The organism is Acaryochloris sp. IP29b_bin.148, from assembly GCF_028285565.1.
Classification (GTDB): Bacteria; Cyanobacteriota; Cyanobacteriia; order Thermosynechococcales; family Thermosynechococcaceae; genus Acaryochloris.
Genome location: NZ_JANQOY010000136.1, coordinates 22,112 through 45,942, shown reverse-complemented (window position 1 = coordinate 45,942; position 23,831 = coordinate 22,112). Strand labels below are relative to the sequence as shown.

Annotated in this window: 24 protein-coding genes and 1 tRNA gene; 11 read left to right on the top strand and 14 right to left on the bottom strand. The window is 48.5% G+C overall.

Annotation, left to right across the window (positions count from 1 at the left end; translation table 11 throughout):
- The first annotated feature begins 28 nt into the window (after positions 1–28).
- The 7 genes from secY to Q0986_RS12825 all read left to right on the top strand — a co-directional run bounded on the left by secY (position 29) and on the right by Q0986_RS12825 (position 9,141).
- On the top strand, positions 29–1,360 hold the full coding sequence (gene secY, locus Q0986_RS12855; protein ID WP_299410827.1) for a preprotein translocase subunit SecY: 1,332 nt from the start codon (positions 29–31) through the stop codon (positions 1,358–1,360).
- On the top strand, positions 1,360–1,920 hold the full coding sequence (locus Q0986_RS12850; RefSeq protein ID WP_299410824.1) for an adenylate kinase: 561 nt from the start codon (positions 1,360–1,362) through the stop codon (positions 1,918–1,920). Before secY ends, Q0986_RS12850 begins: the two co-directional genes overlap by 1 nt.
- An 85-nt stretch (positions 1,921–2,005) precedes the next feature.
- Positions 2,006–2,230: a translation initiation factor IF-1 gene (gene infA, locus Q0986_RS12845; RefSeq protein WP_010469293.1), complete on the top strand. Its 225-nt coding sequence runs from the start codon at positions 2,006–2,008 to the stop codon at positions 2,228–2,230.
- Positions 2,231–2,292: 62 nt separating this feature from the next.
- On the top strand, positions 2,293–3,048 hold the full coding sequence (locus Q0986_RS12840) for a C40 family peptidase (RefSeq protein WP_299410816.1): 756 nt from the start codon (positions 2,293–2,295) through the stop codon (positions 3,046–3,048).
- Positions 3,049–3,176: 128 nt separating this feature from the next.
- The gene (locus Q0986_RS12835) at positions 3,177–5,045 is read left to right on the top strand and encodes a serine/threonine-protein kinase (protein ID WP_299410814.1); all 1,869 of its coding nucleotides are present in this window, start codon (positions 3,177–3,179) and stop codon (positions 5,043–5,045) included.
- Positions 5,046–5,302: 257 nt separating this feature from the next.
- Positions 5,303–6,010 (top strand): peptidase E, encoded by a 708-nt coding sequence (locus Q0986_RS12830; protein ID WP_299410811.1) that lies wholly within the window; start codon positions 5,303–5,305, stop codon positions 6,008–6,010.
- Positions 6,011–6,207: 197 nt separating this feature from the next.
- The gene (locus Q0986_RS12825; RefSeq protein WP_299410808.1) at positions 6,208–9,141 is read left to right on the top strand and encodes a UPF0182 family protein; all 2,934 of its coding nucleotides are present in this window, start codon (positions 6,208–6,210) and stop codon (positions 9,139–9,141) included.
- A gap of 26 nt (positions 9,142–9,167) precedes the next feature.
- Here the strand turns inward: Q0986_RS12825 and Q0986_RS12820 are convergent, their stop codons facing one another.
- From Q0986_RS12820 to Q0986_RS12795, 6 genes are all read right to left on the bottom strand, one after another.
- The gene (locus tag Q0986_RS12820) at positions 9,168–9,887 is read right to left on the bottom strand and encodes a hypothetical protein (RefSeq protein ID WP_299410805.1); all 720 of its coding nucleotides are present in this window, start codon (positions 9,885–9,887) and stop codon (positions 9,168–9,170) included.
- 394 nt (positions 9,888–10,281) lie between these two features.
- Positions 10,282–10,890: a peroxiredoxin gene (locus Q0986_RS12815; RefSeq protein WP_299410802.1), complete on the bottom strand. Its 609-nt coding sequence runs from the start codon at positions 10,888–10,890 to the stop codon at positions 10,282–10,284.
- Between the two features lie 186 nt (positions 10,891–11,076).
- On the bottom strand, positions 11,077–12,270 hold the full coding sequence (locus Q0986_RS12810) for an NAD(P)/FAD-dependent oxidoreductase (RefSeq protein WP_299410800.1): 1,194 nt from the start codon (positions 12,268–12,270) through the stop codon (positions 11,077–11,079).
- Between the two features lie 77 nt (positions 12,271–12,347).
- A complete protein-coding gene (locus Q0986_RS12805; protein ID WP_299410797.1) occupies positions 12,348–12,908 on the bottom strand; it encodes a 2'-5' RNA ligase family protein in 561 nt (186 codons plus the stop codon).
- On the bottom strand, positions 12,908–13,144 hold the full coding sequence (rpmB, locus tag Q0986_RS12800; protein ID WP_299410794.1) for a 50S ribosomal protein L28: 237 nt from the start codon (positions 13,142–13,144) through the stop codon (positions 12,908–12,910). Before rpmB ends, Q0986_RS12805 begins: the two co-directional genes overlap by 1 nt.
- A gap of 32 nt (positions 13,145–13,176) precedes the next feature.
- Positions 13,177–13,265: transfer RNA gene (locus tag Q0986_RS12795), tRNA-Ser, on the bottom strand.
- Positions 13,266–13,459: 194 nt separating this feature from the next.
- Between Q0986_RS12795 and Q0986_RS12790 the strand changes: the two genes are divergently transcribed.
- Entirely contained in the window at positions 13,460–14,107 is a 648-nt protein-coding gene (locus tag Q0986_RS12790; protein ID WP_299410791.1) for a sigma-70 family RNA polymerase sigma factor, read from the top strand.
- A 51-nt stretch (positions 14,108–14,158) separates the two neighbouring features.
- On the opposite strand, the gene Q0986_RS12785 is transcribed toward Q0986_RS12790, so the two are convergent.
- From Q0986_RS12785 to Q0986_RS12770, 4 genes are all read right to left on the bottom strand, one after another.
- Complete coding sequence (locus Q0986_RS12785; RefSeq protein WP_299410789.1) at positions 14,159–14,767, bottom strand: CPBP family intramembrane glutamic endopeptidase; 609 nt, start codon at positions 14,765–14,767, stop codon at positions 14,159–14,161.
- Between the two features lie 76 nt (positions 14,768–14,843).
- Positions 14,844–15,902, bottom strand: a complete 1,059-nt coding sequence (locus Q0986_RS12780) for a DUF3326 domain-containing protein (protein WP_299410786.1) — start codon at positions 15,900–15,902, stop codon at positions 14,844–14,846.
- Positions 15,899–16,087, bottom strand: coding sequence for a hypothetical protein (locus Q0986_RS12775; RefSeq protein WP_299410784.1), 189 nt, complete (start codon positions 16,085–16,087; stop codon positions 15,899–15,901). Before Q0986_RS12775 ends, Q0986_RS12780 begins: the two co-directional genes overlap by 4 nt.
- Before the next feature lie 34 nt (positions 16,088–16,121).
- Positions 16,122–16,442 (bottom strand): 2Fe-2S iron-sulfur cluster-binding protein, encoded by a 321-nt coding sequence (locus Q0986_RS12770; protein WP_299410781.1) that lies wholly within the window; start codon positions 16,440–16,442, stop codon positions 16,122–16,124.
- A 219-nt stretch (positions 16,443–16,661) separates the two neighbouring features.
- Here Q0986_RS12770 and Q0986_RS12765 point away from each other — a divergent pair, with 219 nt between their 5' ends.
- Positions 16,662–17,414 (top strand): FHA domain-containing protein, encoded by a 753-nt coding sequence (locus tag Q0986_RS12765; RefSeq protein WP_299410778.1) that lies wholly within the window; start codon positions 16,662–16,664, stop codon positions 17,412–17,414.
- 4 nt (positions 17,415–17,418) lie between these two features.
- Here the strand turns inward: Q0986_RS12765 and Q0986_RS12760 are convergent, their stop codons facing one another.
- On the bottom strand, positions 17,419–17,859 hold the full coding sequence (locus Q0986_RS12760; protein ID WP_299410776.1) for a ferredoxin: 441 nt from the start codon (positions 17,857–17,859) through the stop codon (positions 17,419–17,421).
- Positions 17,860–18,416: 557 nt separating this feature from the next.
- On the opposite strand from Q0986_RS12760, the gene Q0986_RS12755 reads away from it, so the two are divergent.
- Positions 18,417–19,295, top strand: coding sequence for a M23 family metallopeptidase (locus Q0986_RS12755; protein ID WP_299410773.1), 879 nt, complete (start codon positions 18,417–18,419; stop codon positions 19,293–19,295).
- 10 nt (positions 19,296–19,305) lie between these two features.
- On the opposite strand, the gene Q0986_RS12750 is transcribed toward Q0986_RS12755, so the two are convergent.
- From Q0986_RS12750 to Q0986_RS12740, 3 genes are all read right to left on the bottom strand, one after another.
- Positions 19,306–19,719: a TerB family tellurite resistance protein gene (locus Q0986_RS12750; RefSeq protein ID WP_299410770.1), complete on the bottom strand. Its 414-nt coding sequence runs from the start codon at positions 19,717–19,719 to the stop codon at positions 19,306–19,308.
- A gap of 301 nt (positions 19,720–20,020) precedes the next feature.
- The gene (locus tag Q0986_RS12745) at positions 20,021–21,376 is read right to left on the bottom strand and encodes an EAL domain-containing protein (protein WP_299410768.1); all 1,356 of its coding nucleotides are present in this window, start codon (positions 21,374–21,376) and stop codon (positions 20,021–20,023) included.
- An 851-nt stretch (positions 21,377–22,227) separates the two neighbouring features.
- Positions 22,228–22,398 carry a hypothetical protein gene (locus tag Q0986_RS12740; protein WP_299410766.1) on the bottom strand — a complete coding sequence of 57 codons (171 nt, stop codon included), beginning with the start codon at positions 22,396–22,398 and terminating at the stop codon, positions 22,228–22,230.
- Between the two features lie 168 nt (positions 22,399–22,566).
- Here Q0986_RS12740 and Q0986_RS12735 point away from each other — a divergent pair, with 168 nt between their 5' ends.
- On the top strand, positions 22,567–23,823 hold the full coding sequence (locus Q0986_RS12735; RefSeq protein ID WP_299410763.1) for a glycosyltransferase family 1 protein: 1,257 nt from the start codon (positions 22,567–22,569) through the stop codon (positions 23,821–23,823).
- The last annotated feature ends 8 nt before the right edge of the window (positions 23,824–23,831 follow it).

The window sequence follows — 23,831 nt, the reverse complement described above, 5'->3', positions numbered from 1 at the left end:
AATCGGCTTTTAGAGAGGTATCCCTGACATGGTTGTCAGCAGAGGTAAAACACCATCCGCCCAAGAGACCTTTATGCAAATGGCCCAGGCAGCTGGGCTAAGAGGTCGCATCTTTATTACCCTTGGGTTGTTGATTTTGGTGCGCTTAGGCATTTACTTGCCAGTGCCTGGTATTAACCGCGATGCCTTTAAGACCGCATTTGCAGGAAACCCTGTGTTTGGTTTCTTGGACTTCTTCTCTGGAGGTGGTTTCTCTGCCTTAGGGATTTTTGCCTTAGGGATTATCCCCTTTATTAATGCATCCATTATTCTACAATTGCTGACGGCTGCACTGCCTTCGCTAGAGCGTTTACAAAAAGATGAAGGCGAGGCCGGTCGCCGCAAGATTTCCCAAATTACTCGCTACGTCGCTTTGGGATGGGCCATTATTCAAAGCACAGGATTTTCCATCTTGGTCAATGGTGCGGAGGCCAGATATCCAGGCAGTGTTGTTCCTGTAGTTGCTAATCCTGGGCCTGTGTTTATTGCCCAAATGATTGTGGCATTAACGGCTGGCTCTATGTTTGTGATGTGGGTGGGCGAGTTAATCACAGAAAGAGGGGTTGGTAACGGCGCATCCTTACTGATTTTCCTGAGTATTGTGTCTGGCTTACCCAGCACCTTAGGAAACGCTTTGCAGATTGCTGAACAGGGCGAGGTCTCCAAGGTGATCATCTTGATTTCTGTGTTTATCTTGATGATTGTTGGCATTGTGTTTGTCCAGGAAGGCACTCGCAGAATTCCCATTGTCTATGCTCGCCGCCAAGTGGGCCGCAGAACCTATCAAGAGCAAAAGAGCTATCTGCCGCTGCGATTGAATTCTGGTGGCGTTATGCCCATTATCTTTGCCTCTGCCATGTTGATCTTGCCTGGAACGCTAGCAGGACTGACCAATAACCAAACCTTAATCGAATTTGCTGGCTATCTTAGCCCCAATAGTTCGTTGCCTTGGGTCTATGTGATTTTCTATCTGTCGATGATTGTTTTCTTCAGCTATTTCTATGCATCCTTGGTGGTGAATCCTATCGATATGTCTCAGAATTTGAAGAAGATGGGGGCCAGTATTCCTGGTATTCGACCTGGTCGAGCCACCACAGAATATGTTGAGCGGGTGTTAAATCGTTTGACGTTGTTGGGGGCATTCTTCCTGGGTGCTGTGGTGTTGATTCCCGTCGCGGCAGAAAGAGCCGTGGGTGGCGGTATTTTCTCTGGCTTTGGGGCAACATCTCTGCTGATTTTGGTGGGTGTGGCCATTGATACGGCCAAGCAAATTCAAACCTATGTGATTTCCCAGCGTTATGAAGGGATGGTGAAGCAGTAGTGGCACGTCTAATTCTGTTTGGGCCACCTGGCGCTGGCAAGGGCACACAAGCCGTCTCTCTGGCAGCTGACTTTAATATTCCGCATATCTCCACCGGAGATCTGTTTCGGGCCGCCATTTCGGGTAAAACGCCTTTGGGCTTGAAGGTCCAATCCTACTTAGATCAAGGACAGTTAGTCCCAGATCAAGTAGTGATTGATATGGTGCAGGAGCGTTTGGCCCAGTCAGATACAGATGGTGGGTGGTTATTGGATGGCTTCCCGCGCACGATTCCCCAAGCCGAAACCTTGGACAAGCTCCTAACGGAGATGAATCAAAGCTGCGATCGCGTCATTAACCTCCAAGTCCCCGAACAGATTTTAATCACTCGGATGCTGAGCCGAGGCCGCAAGGATGATAACGAAACTGTCATCCAGGATCGCCTTCAGGTCTACCATCGGGAAACGGCTCCTATCCTAGATTTCTATCGGGAACGCAACTGCCTAGTCGATATCGATGGGGATACCGCCGTCGAGGCCGTCACGGATCGAATCAAAGCGGCTTTGGCAGATCTCACGTAATTCTCTATACTCTCTGTGTGGAAACCTTGTTTGACAGTATTTTTGGTAGAACAACGAACGACTCATCCTGAGGAGGATCAACTTTTTGGCTAAGCAAGATGCGATTGAGATGGAAGGCACCGTAACGGAATCGTTACCGAATGCCATGTTTCGGGTGGATTTAGATAATGGGTTTAATGTGCTAGCTCATATCTCTGGCAAGATTCGGCGAAACTATATCAAGATATTGCCTGGAGATCGCGTCAAGGTAGAGTTGACCCCCTATGATTTAACGAAGGGGCGGATTACCTATCGATTACGCAAAAAATAGTCAATCGTCTCACCCCTTAACCCGTGGAGATGCGCTTTGCGATCGCAACGTTGTGAGTTGACATGGTTTCCCTTGATGCTTTAAGGGCACAGCAACAAGCTGGCACTCTCACCGCTGTAGAGTATCGGCTGAGTGAACCCCTCGACTTATTTGATACCGCTGAATGCCAAACCTTGGCGACTCAAGCCTGGCCGGGGCGGCATCTCAGATTTTGTCTCCCAAAGGATTGCCATCTAAACGGTGCACTGCCCGTTTGCCTCTGCGAAGACGACTATCCTGGCTGGATTGAAGTGAAAGCGCTATTAGGTTTGGCAGCTGCCCAGCAGCCTTATCAAGCACCATCCGTCACTCGTGTGCAAATTGTGGCGCGTTTACCCTACGTGATTGCATTTATGCAAACCGCCTTTCAACAGCCCAATCAGTATCTATGGGGCGGAACGCTGGGGCCGAATTTTGATTGTTCAGGACTGATGCAACATGCCTTTGCTGAGCAAGGGATTTGGTTGCCCAGAGATGCCTATCAGCAGGAGGCGTTTACTAAGGCCCTGGTTAATCCTGGAGAGACTGCTGAAGCCTTAGTTGCGGTCCTTCAACCTGGGGATTTGATTTTTTTTGGTCCGCCCACAAAGGCAAACCATGTAGCCTTATATCTAGGAAAAGGGCAGTACATCCATAGTTCAGGCACAGATCAAGGACGCAATGGCATTGGTATTGATGGGCTATCCCCTAATGGGGATAAGGTCACCCAAACCTATTATCATCAAATTCGTGGAGCGGGGCGAGTGATGGGAGGGTATCAACCCACTCCTCAACCCTGATTGATACGTCGCAAGTCACGATTTCCCCTCTCCATCATGGCATGCCCCTATAAACTGAGTTCAATATTGGCTCGCTATCTGGGTTCAATAGATACAATGAACGCCTTGGGAAAGTAGCACAATCCGGCATGTCTTCCTCTCGATACCGAATTTTAGGGAAGGTTGGTCAAGGCCAATTTGGGAAGGTGCTCTGTGCCAGCGATCGTCGCACTGGCTCACTGGTTGCACTGAAGGTACTGAATAAAAAAGATCTGCCAACCCGCTTGTTTCTGCGAGAGTTGAGGCTCTTAGCGGGCTTGCAACATCCCAATATTGTGTCAGTCCAAACGATCGCCTATACCGCCATGGAGCGATACCTCGTGATGGACTACTGCGAGGGCGGCACATTGCGAGATCTGCTCTTGCATCCCATACACCTCAGTTTAGAGCAGCGACTACGCATCATGATTGATGTGCTGAAAGGATTGGCGTATGCCCATCAACGTGATGTTGTCCATTGTGATCTCAAGCCTGAAAATATTCTATTGACTCATACGGCTGAGGGGTGGTCCGCTAGAATCTCCGACTTTGGGATTGCTCGGTTAGCTGAAGAAGCAGGTGTCATCGGTCAAGGAGATACAGGGTCACCTGCCTATATGGCTCCAGAACGGTTTTATGGCCAATACTCCTTTGCTTCAGATCTGTACGCCATTGGCGTTATTTTATTTGAGCTATTGGTGGGAAAACGACCCTTTATGGGGTTGCCGGGGGAATTAATGGCCGCCCATATCAATGAAATGGCACAGATTCCCAAAGAAGTGCCATTTTTGCTTCGTTCTGTCCTTAAAACAGCTCTTCAGAAATTACCGCAAAGACGATTCAAACATACAGAAGAGATGCTGAGAGCGGTTGAACTCGCTGCTAGCGTTTTATCAACGGAGGATCCGACGGCCTTTACCCTTACCTCTTGCCACCAAATGCTCACAGTGACTCACTCACCCGTGATTGAGCAGGAGGCATGGACAAGCCCACTCTCTTGTTTGTTCATCCAAGGCAATCAGGTGTATGTGGGTAGCCATCGCCAAGTGATCGGTCGGACCTACCCTACTCCGGATCTGGAACCCAATCGAGTGACGGAGCAACAGTGGCAATTTCCCCAACCGGTGATCGACTTATTTGGGGCAGGGGGACAAACTTGGGCTTGCACACTATCGAACCCAGCGGATTCCCCTTGCTTCTACTCGTTTGGGGATGCTTTGGATCCCGTTCCTTACCCCTCTCCCTTTAACCTCACGGCCGCTGAGCTGAGTAAGGAGGCTATCAAAATAGGTAGGCTACCAGCACAGAAGTGGTTAGCAATGTCCGTTAATCAATCTACCTTTAAGACGGGCGAGACCTCAGAACAGCACGAGCAAGCGTTGTTGTACCTGTTGCGATCGCAACAGATGCAGCCGATGGGTTCACCTGTCCCCATTCATCCACCCGATTGGTTATTTTTGCTTGACCAACGGTATGGCGTTGCTATCTCCTCTGGCTCAAACCAAAGCCAATTCCAAGGCTTTACCCGTCGCGGCACCTGTTTGCAGCCGTTTTCAGTTCCGCTGAGCTTTCAGCAGATCGTTCAAAGTGTTCCTAATCCCTATCACCTGCTAGCGATGGCCACTGATTTTCCGCAAGTGGGTTTCCTGATTGATCTAATGCCGTGGCGATTGACCCGGATTACCTTCGCTATCCAGCCGGAACATATCCTAGCGACGGCTTGGGGATATGTGTTGATCGCCGCGAGCCAGGTCTTGCTTTTGGGGCTGGATGGACGACCCATTAGTCAATTTAGGTTACCGATGGCAACAACCGAAAAAATTACAGCAATGGCCCGTACCCAGCCAGGATTTATGATCGGCACTGAGTCAGATACTTCAGCAACCCTCTACACCGTAGATGTCCGAGCTTTATTAACGCACTGGCAACAACAGGTTGAAGCCCAGTTATTAGAAACGACAAATAATCGGATGACCTAAGCCGCAATCGGCCCCAGGTCGGGATCCACCATCGTCTCTGTAAGTCTAGGGTTAGCTGTTGGTGAGGTTGAAGCTGGGATCTTTTTAGATGATGTTCAACAGATTTAAGACAATATAGTATCCAAAGCAAGACCTTCTGGAACGGATCCTCTATGATTTGAGAGTTACAGACCAAAAATGGTCCTTGCTAAGGTTTACTCAGCCTATTGGTAGGCGTAGATATGTCCAGCAAGTGATTGCAAAGGATGGTGCTCTGGATGATCAAGGGACAGATTATTGCGATTGGTGGTGGTGGTTTTTCTGAAGGGTCTGAACCTGGCCTTGATGCCTATGTGCTAGAGCAAAGTGTGGCCAACATTCCTAAAGTTGGTTTTATTGGCACGGCCAGTGGTGATGCAGAAAGCTATCTACTGAAGTTCTACTCTCGATTTTCCCAACTCAACTGTACCCCGTCTCATCTGACCTTGTTTCGACGGACCCCCAACCTACGCGATTGGATTATGTCTCAAGATGTCATTTTCGTTGGTGGTGGCAATACGTTTAGTATGCTGGCCGTGTGGCAGGCTTGGGAAATCGCCCCTTTGCTGAAGGCTGCCGCAGCTCAGGGAACCGTCCTATCAGGAATCAGTGCAGGTGCAAATTGCTGGTTTGAGTCCTGTTTAACCGATGCTAAAGCCGATGGATTTGGTCCGCTTCAGTGTCTGAATTTTTTATCAGGGAGCTGTTGTCCTCACTATTCATCAGAAATTGAAAGACAACAGACCTTTGAACACCTGATTGAAACAGAATCGTTACCCCCCGGTATCGCCATTGATGATGGTGCAGCAGCCCATTTTATTGACGGCCAGCTTACCCGAATTATTTCAGGTACAGAGGAGGCAACTGCATATTCTGTAGCTCCCACTTCCTTGGGGGTTACCTCCAAGCCGTTTGATAGGATTGAGTGTGTAAATCTAGAAATATAAAACCTCATTGAATGGGCGTTCGATGCCTGTTTTTGCATCACCATTTAATGCTCCATTGACCAGAACCCACTATGACAACTGTCGCTCGCCCACAATATTGCGAATGATTGGGTTAAGTTACGTCTCTCTCCTAATGCGTTGATCCAGAACAGATCCTCTATGATTTGAAAGTTACATGCCAAGAGCGGTTCCTTGTGATGTCCTCTAAGGTTGTTGGTTGGTTGGTTAAATCCGTGCTCCTCTTGTTAGGAGTGGTATTTGGTTTAGATCTACTGGCTCATTTTATTGCCGAGTTTGCCTGGTTTAAAAATCTAGGCTATTTAACGGTTTTTCAAACTCAACTAGTGGTCAGGATAGGGCTATGGATCCTAGCACTGGCAAGTACGGGTGGTTATCTGGTTGGCAATTTAGTCTTGGCTCATCGCTGGCGCTATCGTCAACCCGTTGATATCGATAAAACTGAACCTGGCGCGCTCAAACTGACACAATTGCTGCTGGTATTGGTGGGGCTAAGCCTGTTGTTGGCGAGTCTGCTGACCCATATTGGTCAGGTAATTATTCAGTTTTGGTATCCTCCTACCGAAATTGCCACCTCCAGCTCCCAGATTTTGCAGCAGTTTACTTTTTCAGCGACAGCCAATCTACTCAAACATTGGCTACAGATGCCCTGGAAACTGCTGTTAGTGGCTGGGTTTACAGTATTTTTGCTTTGGCATCCGGGGTTTGTACTGGGTGCGATCGCACTATGTCTCAGCCTCGGTCTAGGCTTAGTGGTGTCCAATCACTGGACCACGATTCTGGCCTTTATGCACGCTACACCTTTCAACAACACCGATCCGCTGTTTGGGCACGATATTGGCTTTTATGTCTTTGTCCTACCCCTGTGGGAACTGCTGAGATTTTGGCTGATGGGAGTGACCCTCACCGGATTTGTCAGTGTGGCCTTAATCTATCTCTTGGCCGGGGACAGTGTTAGTCAAGGTCGTTTCCCAGGGTTTACCCTGCCTCAAAAGCGACATCTCTATGGACTAGGGGGAGCCCTTGCCTTAACCCTGGCCTGGGGCTTTTGGCTAGACCGCTATTCCCTGCTCTATTCCACCCAAGGCATTCTCTATGGCGCTGGTTATACCGACGTTACGGTGGATTTACCCACTAAAACATTGCTCTGTTTGGGGGCGGCCACCATTGCCGTGGTCTTTTTTGGACGAGCGGTGTTTCCTTATCCTGCTCGACGTCCAGCGAAATTATCCTGGATTCTCAGCGCTTATATCGGAATCGCCGTCGTGGCAGGCTTAGTTTTGCCCCGAGGCGTTCAGGCCCTCGTAGTCCAACCCAATGAGCTAGCCCGAGAAGAATCCTATATCGAAAAAAGTATTCAACTCACCAGAGCTGCCTTTGATCTCAACAATATTGAAACCAAAACCTTCCAGCCCAAAGCCGATTTAACCCCTGCAAAACTAAAGGCTAATGACTCTACACTGCGCAATATCCGCCTTTGGGATACCCGCCCACTGCTAGAAGCTAACCGCCAACTTCAGCGCATTCGTCTCTACTATGAGTTTCCCAGTGCAGATGTGGATCGCTATACCCTCAGAACGTCCCAACCCACTGACTCAGCCGAGAAAAATGCCACCACCAGTACCGAAAAACGCCAGGTGCTGGTGGCCGCTCGTGAACTGGATTATGGCAATGTCCCTCCCGAAGCCCAAACCTGGATTAACCAGCGCCTGATCTATACCCACGGCTATGGCTTTACCCTTAGCCCCGTCAACACCGCTGAGACCAGTGGTTTGCCCACCTACTTTATTAAAGATATTGGGGCTGGGAACAACGAGGGTACCCTGCAAACAGCCACGCCAGAGATTGCTGCCAGTATCCCCATCAATGTGCCTCGAATCTATTTTGGGGAACTGACCAATACCTATGTAATGACCCGCACCAAAGTGCAGGAACTGGACTATCCCAGCGGTAACGACAACCGCTACAACACCTATGACGGCACCGGAGGCGTGGCCATAGGGGCTTGGTGGCGACGGGGACTGTTTTCTCTCTACCTAAGGGATTGGCAGATGCTGTTTACTCAAAACTTCACCCCTCAAACCGAAGTTTTGTACCGCCGCCAGATTAAGGAACGAGTAGAGGAACTGGCTCCTTTTCTCAGATTTGATAGCAATCCCTATCTAGTGACGGCCAATGTTGATGTAGAAGCCTTTAATCGCACTAACAAACCAGCCGTTCCCGGCACCCTGTTTTGGGTGATTGATGCCTATACCGTTAGCAATCATTACCCCTATTCCGATCCAGGTCAAGAGAACTTTAATTACATCCGAAATTCCGTCAAAGTAGTAGTGGATGCTTACAATGGCTCGGTGACCTTCTATAGTGTCAATCTTAACGATCCCATTCTGAAAACTTGGCGGGGAATTTTCCCCCAGATGTTTCAGCCTCTAGCAGCAATGCCTCCTAGCCTGCGCAGCCATACCCGCTACCCCACAGATCTCTTTCGGGCTCAATCCCAAAGCCTGCTCACCTATCATATGACCGACCCTCAGGTGTTCTACAACCGGGAAGATCAATGGCGAGTCCCCAACGAAATTTATGGCGAGAAAAGTCAGCTGGTGAAGCCCTATTACCTAACGATGAAGCTACCAGAGGCGGATAAAGAAGAATTTATTCTGCTCTATCCCTTTACCCCCGTTCGCCGTAATAACTTGATTGCCTGGTTAGCAGCCCGTTCTGATGGTGAAAACTATGGCAAGCGGTTGCTCTATCAGTTTCCTAAACGAGAACTCATTTTTGGTCCTGAACAAATTGAAGCGCTGATTAACCAAGATCCCGTGATTTCTCAACGCATTTCCTTGTGGAACCGCCAGGGGTCACGGGTGATTCAAGGCAATTTGCTGATTATCCCCATTGAAGACTCGCTGCTCTATGTGGAACCGCTGTATCTAGAAGCAGAAGCCAATAGTGTACCGATTCTAGCGAGGGTGATCGTCGTCTATGAAAACAAAATTGTGATGGCCAAAACCCTAGAACAAGGGTTGGCAGGGATCTTTCAGGCCGATGGTCAAGAGGCTGAAGCCATTGTTCGTCCAGTAGAGGCTGAAGAGTTGGCCCCACCTGCCTCTTAAGCTCAGGCGCGAAAAATTGATGATATTTACTCAACAGGGTCTGTGGTGTAAGCACCCGTTGATGGGTTGTATTTATACTCCAACTGACGTGCGCCAGAAGCGTTGGAGCGAGAGTTACTAGAAGCACTGCCCGTTCCTGTAGACCGAGTATTCTCAGAAAGAGAGGTTTGCTGGGTTGTCTGGGGGGTACTCGATGACGAAGGCGGCAGCTGCAGATCGGGATCAATGGGTTGATTAATTCCCTGGGCTGCCTGCGGTGATGCGGCAGGTGGAGACCCAGAGGATGAATCGGAGAGGGCCTTAGCAGCAGAAGCATTGGGTTGAGCCGGTGGAGCAGGTTGGACCGGCTGGGTCGGTGGAGCGGGTTGAGCCGATGCTGAGGGAGCAGAACTTGGAGCCGGGTCGGCTGATGCTGCATTGGGAACTTTAGCAGGTACTCCAGCTGGAGAATCCGGTTGAGTAATACTAGGGGGAAGTTTAATGGTGTTGGGGGATACTTTCGGAGACTTTGTGCTCCCGCCTGACGCATTATTGTTGTTTTGAGTGGATTGAGGTGAAGAAATCCCGCCCTCTGCCTCAATCTTTTGCTTGGCGTCTACGTCCGGTTCGCTGGTCAGGGACGGCTCCGTTAAGCTCAGGCCCGAGGATGCTGGTTGTTGAGAGGTGGCGCCTGAAGAGGTCGTTGGATTCCCTCTATTTTCTGTTTTGGCCTGGGTATTACAGCCATACAGCCCGGATATTGCCACTATTGCGACGCACACCCCGAGAAGTCGCTGAGTTGACGAATACGTTTGAGTGAAGTGGCGGAACATTTTCTTTCCCTTTGATAGCAGCAAGACATTAACCTTAGAGTAAAGTTCATTTACAACAAGGCAATTTCCTAGTAAAAATATCAGTTCCTTGCCACTGATGATGTAATCTGCCAACCATGCTAGGGATTTAAAGAGTTTATCCAGCGGAGATTCTTAACTGCGTTTTCTAGCAAAAGTTGCCCCTAGCAGCCCAGACTCCACTGATGTTCAATCCATCCTGCTCAGCTTTATATCCCTAGATAAAAGCAATCCCCAGAGCATTTCGCCTACGTCTCTGGGGAATTCAGTTTAAGTGCCAATGGCGCAAGTATAAGAACTTCTCGCTCAGTTAAACAGATTCAAAATAAGCCTTAGACTTCACGGGATCGGGATTCATGGTCTTATCCCCAGGTTGCCAACCTGCAGGACAGACTTCATCGGGATGCGATTGAACATGTTGAATGGCTTGCAGGGTCCGCAAGGTTTCATCAACATTGCGCCCAAAGGCTAGGTTATTGATGGTGGCATGTTGAATAATGCCTTCTTTATCAATGATAAATAGACCTCTCAACGCAATACCTGCGTCAGGATCAAGGACGTTGTAGGCACTACTAATTTCTTTTTTGATGTCTGACACAAGGGGATAGTTAAGTTCACCCACGCCACCCGATTTACGATCAGTTTGGGTCCAGGCTAGGTGTGAAAATTCACTATCGACGGAAATACCCAGAACTTCAGTGTTGAGGGCCTTAAAGGCATCGTAGCGATCGCTAAAGGCTGTAATTTCTGTAGGGCACACGAAGGTGAAATCTAGAGGGTAAAAGAAAATAACAACGTATTTTCCCCGATAGTTAGACAGTTTGACTTCACTAAATTCTTGGTCGTAAACAGCCGTTGCCGTGAAGTCAGGTGCGGCCTGACCGACCCGTAAACATTCATGGACTTCGTGTTGCGACATAACCAAAGGACTCCTTGAGATATCGATGTTGCTGAGTGGGGCACGGTAAATGCATCATCGCAGACACGCCCCATTATGAGGGGGATACTGATACAAACCAGTGACACCCCAATCACTATACCGCAGACTCATAACGATACTGAGTTAGCTTGCGACTCGACTTGAGTCCCCCTCGAAAATCTCCGTTCAGCGGTTGGCAGACAGCGCTGCAACCAGCGGTTTAAACATCCAGTTAACCCCAACTTTAAGCTGATGCTCAAGGGTCGGCATACGGTAGAGATAGATCATTCTCCGAGCCATAAAGGCCAAGGGACCATCGAGCTGCACCCCCAGTCCAGATAGAGCAGCGGTATCTTCTCCCAAGGTCAGCATTTCTCCCAAGTGGGTGTAGTGAAAGGGCAACAGGGGCCGCTGGGTCAGGGAAGCCCAAATATTCCAACCCACGCAATCAGCTTGTTGAATGGCAACCTGTGCGGTTTTAGGGGTTGGCTTGCCTTGCGAGTCGCGATAATCAGCTAAATCTCCTAGGGCAAAGGTATGGGGTGAATGTTGGACTTGTAGGGTTGGTTCTGTTGCCAATTGACCGAGTTCATTATGGGGGAGGGGTAAGGCTTGAATAGGTTGGGCGATAGCAGTTCCCACGGTCCACAGCACTAAATCAACGGGGAGCGTATCAACTTGCTCCTTGTAGCGTAGCGTCATTTCCTTTTCGCTGAGGGACTGCACGCTGGTGTCTAGGTCGATCCAGATTTGTCGTTTCTCTAGGGCTTTTTGAGCTGAGGCTTGATTAAATTCCGGGGCAGATTTGAGAATTTGAGTATTGCGCTCAATCAGACGAATCCGACCGCGATCGCCCAAACGATCCGCCAATTTACAGGCTAATTCCACCCCACTGGGTCCAGCCCCGACTACTGCAACTCGAATTTTAGACGCAGTCGAGGTTTCTAAAGCCCGTAACCGTTCCTCTAGACGATAGGCATCTTTCACGGTCCGAAAAGGTAAAGCGTATTCGGCTGATCCGGGTACTTGCTGGAGCGGGGTTTCACCACCTAGGGCTAACACCAGTCGATCGTAGGAGAGGGATTGGTCAGAGAGAGTAACTTGCTGCTGTTGCACATCAATTTGCTGCACGGCACTTTGGAGAAACCGCACATCGGTATTGGCCAGCAGTTCGCTATAGGGTGGGGCAATTTCCCAAGACTGGAGTTCTCCCGTCACTAACTCATAGAGCAGGGGCGAGAACAGAAAATGGTCATTTTGATCCACCAGATAAATCAGGGGCTTGTGCGCTTCCCAGGGCAACTGGCTCAGGCGTAAAGCGGTGTATAGGCCCCCAAAACCGCCCCCTAAAATACAAATGGTTGGCTGGCTGTCAGTCATGGAATTACCCTTAACGGAGGTTCTAGAATCGCTACCTTTAAGGATACCAAGGGATTTTAAGTCGGGATTGGACTTTGTTAGGAACTGAAGGGAGTCTGAGCAAACGCCTCCCACTGTTGGCCGTTGTGTTGCAGGATCGTCAAAGCTGAGGCCACAAACGAATCGTCAAATACTCGGTCTTGAAAGAGAGGCCAACTCGCCCGAAAATTCGCTCGGGTTAAATCTCGAAAAGCCACAGTGATATGGGGAGTAAAGGCTCGATGCTGAGTCCGAGGGTCGCTAATATGCCAGGCCTGCGCACAATAGGCGTGCAATTGAGTGTGTAAGGTGAGGAGTTCAGGGGTGGGTTGTACCTGAACATAGATCACGCCAGGGGGAAATGCCCCAAACCCCGAAAGTTGGACCGGAACGGATGCTCGGCAGTTCGAAAACTCCGTTAGTCCTTGTACTAAAGCTGTAATTGACGGATTGTCTTGAGCGGGTGAGGTGGGCCACTCAAAGGGGGCTTGCAGGGTGATATGAGGGGGAGCATTCAAGGCTTTACGACTTTGATATTGCTCTGCAAACTGTTGCTTAACACCATTAATAACCTCCTGAAGATCTTCAGGAGGCAAAAGGGCTAAAAAATACCGGGGCACTATACCTGGTTGAGATTAATCCCAGCTTCTCGGGCAAAGGCAGCGAGTCCCTTCTTCTCTAGGGTTTTGATGGCCTTAGTAGAGAGTCTTAATTTGACCCAGCGCTTTTCTTGCGGCCACCACACTCGTTTCCACTGTAAATTGGCTTCTTGCAATTTCTTAGTACGACGATGCGAGTGAGAAACGGCAAAAGCATTATTGGCTTTTTTGCCAGTAAGTTGGCATTTTTTGCCCATGAAACGTACTCCAACAACGGGTTGCAAAAAAACGGAGAGAGAGGGATTCGAACCCTCGGTACGGAGTTCACCGTACAACAGATTAGCAATCTGCCGCTTTCGACCACTCAGCCACCTCTCCGAGTGAGCAAAACTGATCATAACAGATCTCACTCTTGACAGTGGGGTTCTCTAGACTAGATTCTGATATTTTCAGTCAATGTTTATTCAGGTGCGCGACTTCATGCCGCAAAAAAGTAAGTTGGTATGCGTCGCTCACTAACAGTTCTGGGATGGTTCCCTATCTCAATGTGAAGGAGCGATAGAGTAACGGTTATGAAACTGCCAGACTTCCCTGAATCCCATCATCCCTTGGTGCGATCGCTACAGGAATACAGCGACCCAGAATTGATACACCGTTTCCAACAGCATCCTGATGAAGGCAAGTACTTTACAGCTTTGTTTTGCCGATTTGGGGCCATGTCCTATTCCCTGCTGCGTAACATGGCGCGATCGCCCTTACAAGTGGATTATTTGTTTGCTAGAGTATGGCGCAATATTTTCTATGAACTCAATCACCTCGCCACAGAGACAGGCGGCCCTAGTTTTTCAATGCAAGCGTGGGTTTTAAATAAAGTGGCTGCCTGTATTACGCAAGATCAGCTCCCAGCCATTGAAACAATTCAATACACGTTAACGACGGCCCCACCGCCGTTGTGGTGTTATCTCCAAAATGCCTTGGATCAACTCTCCCCGTTGCCTAGGCTAATTTTGGTCTTATCACAGACCTTTCATTGGCAGGACCATCGAATTATGGCCGTATTACAGGCAGAAGGTGAAGAGATCACCCCGGATGAAATTGCTCAACATCTCCAGGAGGCTTACCAATCTCTGCAAGCAGCGTTGCCTGAGGATATTCAAGATATTTATTTGAATTCTCGTCCCGAGCCAGACTCCTCGTCTATCTTATTGCCTCCTTTTTGAGGCATAGGACGGGAAAAGGGCAATCACGCAAACCGTTTAACCTGGAGCCATTCATTCAGGTTTTTCTTGGGAATGACGCGGCGGATGAGTGATTTTCCAAGACACGCCCGTAATGATATTGGTGGTGATATGAGCCATCACGGGCACCAATAAATTGCCCGTACTCCAGGCACTATAGCCCAGGATAAAACCGACACAACTCACCCACACCACGTAGGACCACTGTTTGAGGCTGTTGAGGTGGAGAACACCAAAACACAGGCTCGATAGACCTAAACCGACCCAATTCAAGCCCAATGCTGGCAACATTACCCCCCGAAATAAAAGCTCCTCACTGAGGCCAGGCAGCAACCCTAGCCAAATCAGATCGGTCCATACGAGCGGTTTGATCACTAACTGGAGATAAAGGGAGGCGGAGAGCCGATATTGTGGCCATAGCTGATAAATAACCGCACTCGCCGCTGTGATCCCTAAACCTAACCCCATTCCCCATAGCGCATGCTTAAACTGCCAGATCATCACTAGGGAGGGGAAAGAATCAAAATATTGCCAAACCTTGGCCACAAATAGTAACAGTAAGGCTGTTACCCCCATGGCAATCAAGACTTGTGTGCGAGTAAGAGACTCTAGTTCAGGCTGCTGATTAGGGCGATCAACCACAGGGATATCGATGATTGTAAATACTTCTATAACCTATCAGTTAATCCGAAAGACCGCACAAGGTCCCATCGACAGGCTAGGCCATTTCTTGGCATTCAATGGGAAGAATAGAGGGACGAAGGGTGGTGATGTCGAGGCCGGCTTTTATCGCTGCTAACATCCCCGCAGCTTCTAAGTAGGATTGAGCAGGAATACAGCTGATATGGAGGGCATCGGCCGTGGTATTCATGGTGGTTGTATTTTCCGCCACGGTGATGATTGGCGTCTGACTACGACTAAAGCTGAAGAGTGTGCTACTACCACAGGCGGTTGCGGGCACGATCACAGCATCGACCTGATCACACCAGAGGTCCGAATACGGTCCCCGCTCACGAGTCAATTGAGGGGCTTGAGATAGTCCGACTAAAACGGAGGGGAGAAAGGTGTATCCCAGTTCCTCCGCTGCTGCTCGTGGGTTCAGATCAGGCGTTAGCGGTAACGGAGACAGGGCTGGGGCATGGGCACAGGGAAGTTGAAATTGCTGCACCACCAGATGGCTAATCACAGCCTCCGCCCCCGCTAACGCATCCACACCTTGCCCTTGGCGGTAATGGGCGAGGGCGTCACTCTCCATATCATCAGGGAAACGGGCCACAACGGCGATCGCACTAACTTTCCCCGTCTTCACCAATCGCTCAACCGCCCGTAATAAGCTGTCTGGCTGCGCCAGGGTGCCCCATGTAGCCCCTGAATCAGCGGTTTTCAGGGTAACGCCTAACGGTCTGTCAGTCACCAACACCTCTGATACCGAGATGCCCAAGGTTGCTCGGGCCGCATCCACCGCCTGTAAGTGGCGCAGGCGAAGGTCCGGTTCGATGGCCCGATCCAGGACTAGGCCGATCCGATTACGATGGACCGGACGCAACCCCCAGTCGCCTGCCGCAAATCGATCCAGAGCATAGCCTTCTACATACCAAGCGTTGGGGAGTGGCCAGTAGAGCTGAGCCCCATTCAATACGTTGGGATGAGTAATCATGCGATCGCAGACCGTTGCCATCATCCGAGCAATTGGAATGGCATCCCCTGCATAGCCGCCGATAGCTGCCCCAATCCCCGTGGGTACGAGTAAAACAGCTGTAAATGGACGAGGGTTCAAGAGGAGGAAGCAGTGGCCTCAGATTGAACCACCACGGCTTCCACTGTAGCCGTATCAGCTTTGACGTCCGTTACCGCCCAGCGCAGCGGTTCACCCTGTTCCTGTAGTTTGGCTTCAATGCTGGCCTGCAAGTCAGTAGCAGAGGCTTCTAAATCGACTTCAGCAGTAATAAAATGAGTGGTCATCGCAAAAAATCCTTAATCGGCTGCAGGTCCTTGATCACTGATCTTGCCCAAATTGCAGCTTATAAACCAGTTCTTCTTTGTTGGACTCCAACTTGATATCCGATCGAGGATAAGCAACACACAACAGCGCATAGCCTTGATCTAACAAATCAGGTCCCAGTCCCATGGCATCTTCCTGTTCCACTTTGCCTTCCAAGATCAAAGAGGCGCAAGTAGTACACACTCCTGCACAGCAAGAACTGGGTAAATCAATGCCAGCATCATGGGCCGCTTGGAGGATGGTGGTATCGTCAGGGACGCTAACCGTGTGGACGGTATCTTGATGGTGGATCTCTACGGAATAAGTCTGTGCCATCGAATCAGAAGTTGCAATGTTTAGGTCGGCGTTGATCAGTTAGCCTCTATTGTTTCATATTCTTTCCCTTAACCACGAGCTGAACGCTTAAAAATAGGAAGAGATTGGGAATCCTAAAGATATACATCTCCATTGAGAGAAATATACATCTCCATTGTGAGAATAGGCAGACTCTTCAGAGACGGTATTTCCATTCAAGCAGCACGGAACTCCCTCAACATGCACGATTCCAAACACGATTCTCCTGAACGACACGTTCTTGTTATCAATGATGGTAAACGTCGTGCGATCGCACTAGATTCTGCAGCTTATTCCATTGGCCGAGATGAATCTAACGCCATTGTCCTGGACTCACCCACGATCTCCCGTAAGCATGCCATCCTATTGCGCTTACCGACCCCTGGCCAAAACGCCTATCGCTACCGCCTGATTGACGGAGACTCTGAGGGGAATCGCAGTGCCAACGGGGTATTTGTCAATGACAAGCGCTGTAGTTCCCAGGAACTAGCGGATGGCGATCGGATTGGCCTAGGTCGAAAAATTAAAGCCTCCTACCTGATTGTATCGATGGGGGAAGCCGAATTTATTCGGTATCTTGAATCCACCGATTTTCAAAGCCTTAAATCTGATGCGGTTAACCCCAAGGCAACTGTGGTGGCATCGGAGATAGGATTAGCAGCCTCTTCCACAGCTCGAACCCAAATGGGCAGAGATCCAGCCACCTTGCTATCACAAGCAGAATCTGGCCCCGGACCATCTGATACGCTCTCTGAAGCATCCTCAGTCGGCTCCAGTCAGAGCAACGTCAACATGGGTGATCAAAAGCAGACTTTGATCGTTAGAAAACAACCTCGATTATGGATGCTATTAGGATCCATGTTGTTCCTTGCCCTGGTCGGCTGGGGGGGATGGTACTTTGTGACTCAAAATAGCTCCCAGCCATCGCCTGAACCAACGACCCAGAATCAATAAGTTCTTAAAGATTAGCCTCTGGCAACGGATGCTGGAGCAGCATAAATTCAGAGACAATCTGATTGCCTAACACATGCTCCTGCAAAATCCGCTCAATGACCTCAGGCGTTGCGGAGTGATACCAGACCCCGTCTGGATAAATCACCATAATTGGGCCTTTCTGACAAACCCTCAAACAGTTTGCTTTGGTTCTAAAAACACAGCCTGCATCCGTCGGTTGGTCCAATTGTAGTTCGCGCAGGCGTTGCTTCAGATAAGCCCACGCTTCTATACTAGAAGCTTTGTCACAGCATTTATCAACCGTTTGGTCTGCACAAATAAAAATATGACGCTGGATATGGGCTAGTCCCAAAGCCTGAACAGTTTTTTGCAAATTCGCATTATCTACAGGGGTGGTCCCTGCTAAAGTTTCACCACCGCTGTGGACAGGATCTTTTTCTGTCATAGATTGGGCTAACGTTTGTGGCTATTCTGTGGCGGGGCAGCATTAGTGGGCTGAGCCATTGCCATGATAATCATCAGAGTCATAGAACCCATTGCGAGTTCCAAAAAATAAGCAGAGCACAATAAATACGGGGGTTAAACCCACCAGGATAGTTTTGAGATCCATGACAGCAATAGACTGGGATTTAAACGAGAAGGGCTAACTTTAGGATATATTAAACGGCGACATAGAGACTTGAATAATGAAAGCCGCAGTGCGTCAAGTCACCGATACTTCTATCGTACCCATTCGCTAGTCACGCTTTAATGCTCCCCTTTTAACTCAGGTTATAGATGACCCAGAACCTGAAAAACCTGAAAAACTTGAAAGCTCTGAACTGTAAGTAAAAGACCGTTAATCTGGATCGTTGGACTGCACCAGCCAGCCAATAATTTCACAAAGATACCCTTTCTCCCTCAACCCCCATAGGTGTATTAATTGCTAGTTTTTTAATAAATATTTAATATTGGGTACATATTTTGATATGATGCATCTCGAATCCTTTGAATTGGGTCTCTATGCGTTCTCTTCTTCCGGTTCCGAAGCGCTTTCGGATTTTGATCTCTCTAACAGGACAACGCTCCCTTAAATTTTCGCTTAGTCCATTTCCGATTCTTCTAGGTTTGTCTATTGCGGCTGTACCGCTTGCCTGGGCTGGCAAAACCTTTTACGCACTCCAGCAAAGCCACGATCAGCTGTCAGTCTCTGCGGCAGAAGTCATGGAAGAGCTAGAGGTATTAGACCAAGAAGTTGAAAAGCTACGTCAACGAGCTGGATTATCTAAAGCAGAACGTCAGAAATTAAAGATTGAAGCCAAAGGGGGTAAAGGAGGCGTTTCTGTTGTACTCAACACGAAACAGCAACTCCAGATTGCCAGAGCACGTCTGCCCATTTTGGCCTCTCGTCTCAAGCAGCAGGTGCAACCCGCTTTAGAAAAGACATTGCAAGCAGAAGAAGCTCGCAATGCTGCGTTGCCCCAAGGGAAACCCACCAAGACGAACAGCCCTATTTCATCAGACTTTGGCCTACGCCCAGGACCGTTTGGTGGCAGCGCTGAACTCCACGATGGCATTGATCTGTTGGGCGATTATGGTGCTCCTATTTATGCCACTGCGAATGGCAAGGTTGAACGGGCTGAGTATTCAGGCGGGTACGGTTACCATGTTGTGATTCAACACGGATACGGCTACCAAACGCTATATGCCCATCTTTCCAAATTAGCCACTCGCCCCAAGGCCTCGGTCAAGCGCGGACAGTTGATTGGCTATATGGGGAGTACAGGGCGCTCGACCGGAACGCATCTGCATTACTCTATTTATCGCAAGGAAAAAGCGGTTGATCCTAAGCCCTATATGTTTTCCAAGGCAACACAACCTGCAATAGCCCAGTCAAAATAACCTGCTCAGTTCAGGCAGCTAGCGTGTTTAAGGCTTTGTTCACATAGTGGCCAATATTTTTGACTAAGGTGGCAATGTAATTGGGCTCATTGGAGATCTTTGCCATCAAATCATGGTACTCATCCAGTAGATCATGCTCTATATCTGAGACAACATCATCTGCAATCAGAAGATTACCAATGGCCGCTAGCAACTTAAGCCGCTCTTCTTGATCCGTGTGTTTAAGAAACTGCACGATCCAACGTTCGGTTTGCTGAAGGGGGACGGGTTGTTGCAGTAGAGCCTGTAAGTCAGCGTCCTGACTCAGGTGGTACCGCTCTAAAACTTGCTGTAGGTAGGTGACCTCAGGTTCGCTAAGGTGATGGTCAACCCATGCAGAACCGATCAAGATTTGCAGGGTTAGACGTTGCTGTTCAGTATCCATTGAGCGTGAATTAAAACTGCTTTCATCATGGCCTGAGCGACCTGACAATACAACCCATTACCCAGCAGAAACACGACATTTTTTGTTCAAGAAGGTAATCAGCCAATTTCAGGATAAGCTGAAACCCTGAATTTTAGGAAGGCTGAGACTCTGAGTTTTTCGCAAAAAACGCTCCGCTTCAAAGAAGCACAATCCCCAAACTGGGATTCATCGATTCTCTACCCTAGACCACTGAATCACGGCTGAGAAGGGCATGCTTAGCAGTTGATAGTCCCGATGAATGGAGGCAGCGTTTTCATGATCACTTTGGCTGACTGATCAAACGAAGTAACTGCTTAGCACCAAAGAGACTGGCAAGTGGGCCGCGCTGTTGGCGGCTTGTGTCCAGATCCAAGATGGCATCGATGGCAAAAATAATTTTAATCGAGTCAGCCAGCCGTTCTCGGTGACGGTAAATCCAGCGCTCTTGGATGGGTGAACCCACACCAATGGCTAATACTGTGGCTCCCGATCGATTGATATGCTCAATAATGTCTGTACATTCTTGTGAGTTCCCATCAAAACTAGCGGAGGGAGAGTAAGCCCCCACAACCATATCGCGACCCACGCGGGTATTAATCGTTTGTTGAGTCTGAGCGGCCACTCCAGGGGCCCCCCCTAACAAGAAAACGGTGATATCTGGATTATTTTGGTGGTGGGTGTAGAAGGCTGCAAATAGGTCAGCCCCAGAGATCTGCTCTTGAATGGGTGATCCTAACAATCGAGAGGCAAAATAGAGGATTTGGCTATCGCAAATTTTGTAATCAGCGATGTTGTAGGCCGCACGCAGCTCTTGATCCTGGTTGAGATGTGTCAGGCGATCCAGGTTGGCGGTAAATACAACCCCCGATTTCAGATCGTTCAACAGATCTGCTTGGGTCATGTTATCGATGGGGACACCCAAAACTTCCACTTTACTGGTAAGCCACGGACGGTTACTAGGTGGTTTGAAATGGTATCCCTGGGCTGAACCAACGCTGAAGTTATGCAGGTGCCGAGAGGTGGCGTAAGCATCTACGGATTTTGCGATCGCAGATTGTTCCAGAGAAACGCTGGTATCGATGATCGCTCTAGCAAGTCGGGTTTGCAGTGAATCTTGTTTGAGATCACGAATCAATGAGGCATCTAACTTGACCGCATCAACGCCTAGCTTTTCCCATTGCAGAAAAGTGAGATGTTGATTTGCAAAATTATCTAGGATGACAGAGCAACCCAACGCTTTCAGATCATGGACTAATGCAACTGAATCCTGAAAGTTTTGAGCCAGACTCGCTTCAGAAATTTCAAAATGGAGCTGATGAGGCTGGACATTCTGCTGGGTCAACAGATTATAAATATCTTCAGCAATCGACCGATCTTCAACAATCCGTTTGGATAAATTAATCGAAAGTTTTAGATGGGGATACGCTTTTAATTGAGCAATGGCTTGGCTCGTCACATAGCGATCTAGCCAGGGTTCCGCTTCAGCATTGCTGACGACGGGCATAAATGTTTTGGGTCGATGTAATGAACCTTGAGTATCGCGCCACCGCAAGAGAACTTCATTTTGGACAACGTGGCCGGAGGAGACATCATAGACAGGTTGGTACCACAATTCAAATCCACGGGGATTAATCATAAATTGTGGTGAAGATAGGACAGGTCGCGGCTGAGCCAACATAGATTAGCAATTTAAAAAGTCAGTAAAAAGCAGGTAAATGACGAGTTTTAGCTAAAAAAAGACGATAGATTTATTTTGAGATGACCATGTGCTAACCCTAAACATGGGTTAACTATTTCCCCCTACTAGCAATCATTCTAACTATCGAAATATCGAGTTACCTGCGTATTTCTACGTAAGGATTTCCTTTCTTTATTCCAAACTGTGAAAGCATCCGGTTAAATTGCTAGCTATCAACAAGTGACCTGCGTGTTTCTACGTAGAGTTTATATTCATGTAGTGGAAGACCTAGAATAATGCTGTAGCGAAAGTTGCTAAAAGATGCCAGCACTAAGACATTAGGGGCCAGACACTTCATCACATTTTAATGAGTGATGGCCAGTTCTTGAATAGGGTTAACTGCTATTTTTTTTAGGCAAGGCATAGATTACATTAACATAAAATTAACTTTCAGGCAGAATTAAAGTGCATACATGCAGTTATATTTAAGACCTATTTTTTTGAGACTTAAAACCTAATGCAATCTAAATTCATACAGCATTTTTTCTCTCATAAAGAATAGATTTAGTTAGGGCACTATCATAAGCTTTTGTCATCGCCTCCAGTTTCTGGCATGGATTCTGCATCAACGGATTAGTCTTTTGAGAATCTCTCTGGCTTCTCCAACAGGAGAGTCAGACTTTAATTACAATCTGTGAGTGGCACCTCACTTCATTAAGGTTTGGGGATAATAATTTCAAATTCATATCCCTCAAATTTGCGAACGCCCGGCTCATCCAGGATGTTCGCAAACTTAGGCCTGACCCAAGTTACAATCTTTTTGTAATTTTCTCAGAGGTGACTTCACCATATTTTTCAGCGAAGGCCAAAGCCACTTTTTCATAAGGGTACTCCTGCATTTGCCAAATGGCTGTTGATGGCTGGACCGCATTTTCTTCGCTCTGTAGGCTGTATCCCCCTCCAGAATGGATTGAATGCATACTGAATATCCAACGCCAGATCATTAATTGGTCTCTGTAACACCTCTAATATGGTCCAGATAGTCTGGTAACGGCTGAGCGATGGGTTTTAGGATATGCTTTGTATTAATTCTTTTCCCATCGTTTAGAAGTCTTCTTGCTAAGAATTGCTTCGTTCTGTCTGGAGTCATGAATTCACAAAGCATATCCTCTGAGAATAAGAGGTCGGCAAGAATTGCCTTGATTTCTGTCCATGGCGATCCCGCTGTTGAAATTGGAGCTGAAGAGGCTGGCGGCCAAAATGTCTATGTTCGGCAAGTGGGGGAAGCCTTATCTCGACTGGGTTGGCAAGTCGATATGTTCACCCGCAAGTCGGATGCACAAAAGCCTGAGCGTGTGAAGCATCGGCCGGGTTGTCAAACGATTCGTCTGCCTGCAGGGCCGCCTAAATTTGTCAGTCGGGATGAGATTTTTGATTGTCTCCCCCAATTTTTAGAACAACTTTTAACGTTTCAAACTCAGGAAGGGATTCACTATTCCTTGGTTCATACCAACTATTGGCTGTCTGGTTGGGTAGGGATGAAGCTCAAGCAACACCAACCCATGACACAAGTGCATACCTATCATTCTCTGGGAGCGGTGAAGTATGCCAATGTTCCTCATATTCCTGATATTGCAGCGACCCGGCTGGCCGTTGAAAAAAAATGTTTGGAATCTGCAGATTGTATCGTTTCCACTAGCCCCCAGGAAAAGGTGCATATGCGATCGCACCTTTCTACTTCGGGCAATATCCAAGTCATTCCCTGTGGAACTGATATTGAACGATACGGCGCTATCTCTCAAGCAGAGGCTCGCCAGCACTTGGGGATTCCTTTAGAAGCCAAAGTCGTATTTTATATTGGTCGTTTTGACCCTCGCAAAGGAATTGAAACCTTGATCAGAGCGATCGCTCAATCTCAATTTCGAGAAGGCGATGATTTACGACTGATCATTGGCGGCGGCAGTCGTCCAGGCGAGAAGGATGGTCAGGAACGAGATCGCATTGCAGGGATTGTCCAAACGCTAGGACTAAATGATCAAACCAGCTTCCCAGGACGAATTAGTAGCGAAGCATTGCCCTTTTATTATGCGGCTGCTGATGTCAGTGTGGTTCCCAGCCACTATGAACCCTTTGGACTCGTTGCCATTGAATCAATGGCCAGTCGCACGCCTGTAGTGGTCAGTGATGTAGGAGGGTTGCAATTTACAGTGTTACCCAATGAAACGGGATTACTGGTGCCCCCCAAGGATGTGACAGGGTTTGCCCAAGCCATTGATCGAATTTTGGCCGATCCACATCTCAGTCAACAGTGGGGCAGAGCGGGACGCCAACGGGTGGAAATGATCTTTAGTTGGCAGGGCGTAGCGCAACAGTTAAGCCAGCTTTATCAGCAGCTGATGCCATAGTTCTGGCG

Bases quoted from the DNA above. Each gene is read 5' to 3' on its own strand.
- secY (WP_299410827.1), top strand. From the start codon at position 29: ATGGTTGTCAGCAGAGGTAAAACACCATCCGCCCAAGAGACCTTTATG.
- Q0986_RS12840 (WP_299410816.1), top strand. From the start codon at position 2,293: ATGGTTTCCCTTGATGCTTTAAGGGCACAGCAACAAGCTGGCACTCTC.
- Q0986_RS12835 (WP_299410814.1), top strand. From the start codon at position 3,177: ATGTCTTCCTCTCGATACCGAATTTTAGGGAAGGTTGGTCAAGGCCAA.
- Q0986_RS12830 (WP_299410811.1), top strand. From the start codon at position 5,303: ATGATCAAGGGACAGATTATTGCGATTGGTGGTGGTGGTTTTTCTGAA.
- Q0986_RS12825 (WP_299410808.1), top strand. From the start codon at position 6,208: ATGTCCTCTAAGGTTGTTGGTTGGTTGGTTAAATCCGTGCTCCTCTTG.
- Q0986_RS12815 (WP_299410802.1), bottom strand. From the start codon at position 10,890: ATGTCGCAACACGAAGTCCATGAATGTTTACGGGTCGGTCAGGCCGCA.
- Q0986_RS12810 (WP_299410800.1), bottom strand. From the start codon at position 12,270: ATGACTGACAGCCAGCCAACCATTTGTATTTTAGGGGGCGGTTTTGGG.
- rpmB (WP_299410794.1), bottom strand. From the start codon at position 13,144: ATGGGCAAAAAATGCCAACTTACTGGCAAAAAAGCCAATAATGCTTTT.
- Q0986_RS12790 (WP_299410791.1), top strand. From the start codon at position 13,460: ATGAAACTGCCAGACTTCCCTGAATCCCATCATCCCTTGGTGCGATCG.
- Q0986_RS12775 (WP_299410784.1), bottom strand. From the start codon at position 16,087: ATGACCACTCATTTTATTACTGCTGAAGTCGATTTAGAAGCCTCTGCT.
- Q0986_RS12770 (WP_299410781.1), bottom strand. From the start codon at position 16,442: ATGGCACAGACTTATTCCGTAGAGATCCACCATCAAGATACCGTCCAC.
- Q0986_RS12765 (WP_299410778.1), top strand. From the start codon at position 16,662: ATGCACGATTCCAAACACGATTCTCCTGAACGACACGTTCTTGTTATC.
- Q0986_RS12760 (WP_299410776.1), bottom strand. From the start codon at position 17,859: ATGACAGAAAAAGATCCTGTCCACAGCGGTGGTGAAACTTTAGCAGGG.
- Q0986_RS12755 (WP_299410773.1), top strand. From the start codon at position 18,417: ATGCGTTCTCTTCTTCCGGTTCCGAAGCGCTTTCGGATTTTGATCTCT.
- Q0986_RS12750 (WP_299410770.1), bottom strand. From the start codon at position 19,719: ATGGATACTGAACAGCAACGTCTAACCCTGCAAATCTTGATCGGTTCT.
- Q0986_RS12745 (WP_299410768.1), bottom strand. From the start codon at position 21,376: ATGATTAATCCCCGTGGATTTGAATTGTGGTACCAACCTGTCTATGAT.
- Q0986_RS12740 (WP_299410766.1), bottom strand. From the start codon at position 22,398: ATGCATTCAATCCATTCTGGAGGGGGATACAGCCTACAGAGCGAAGAA.
- Q0986_RS12735 (WP_299410763.1), top strand. From the start codon at position 22,567: ATGAATTCACAAAGCATATCCTCTGAGAATAAGAGGTCGGCAAGAATT.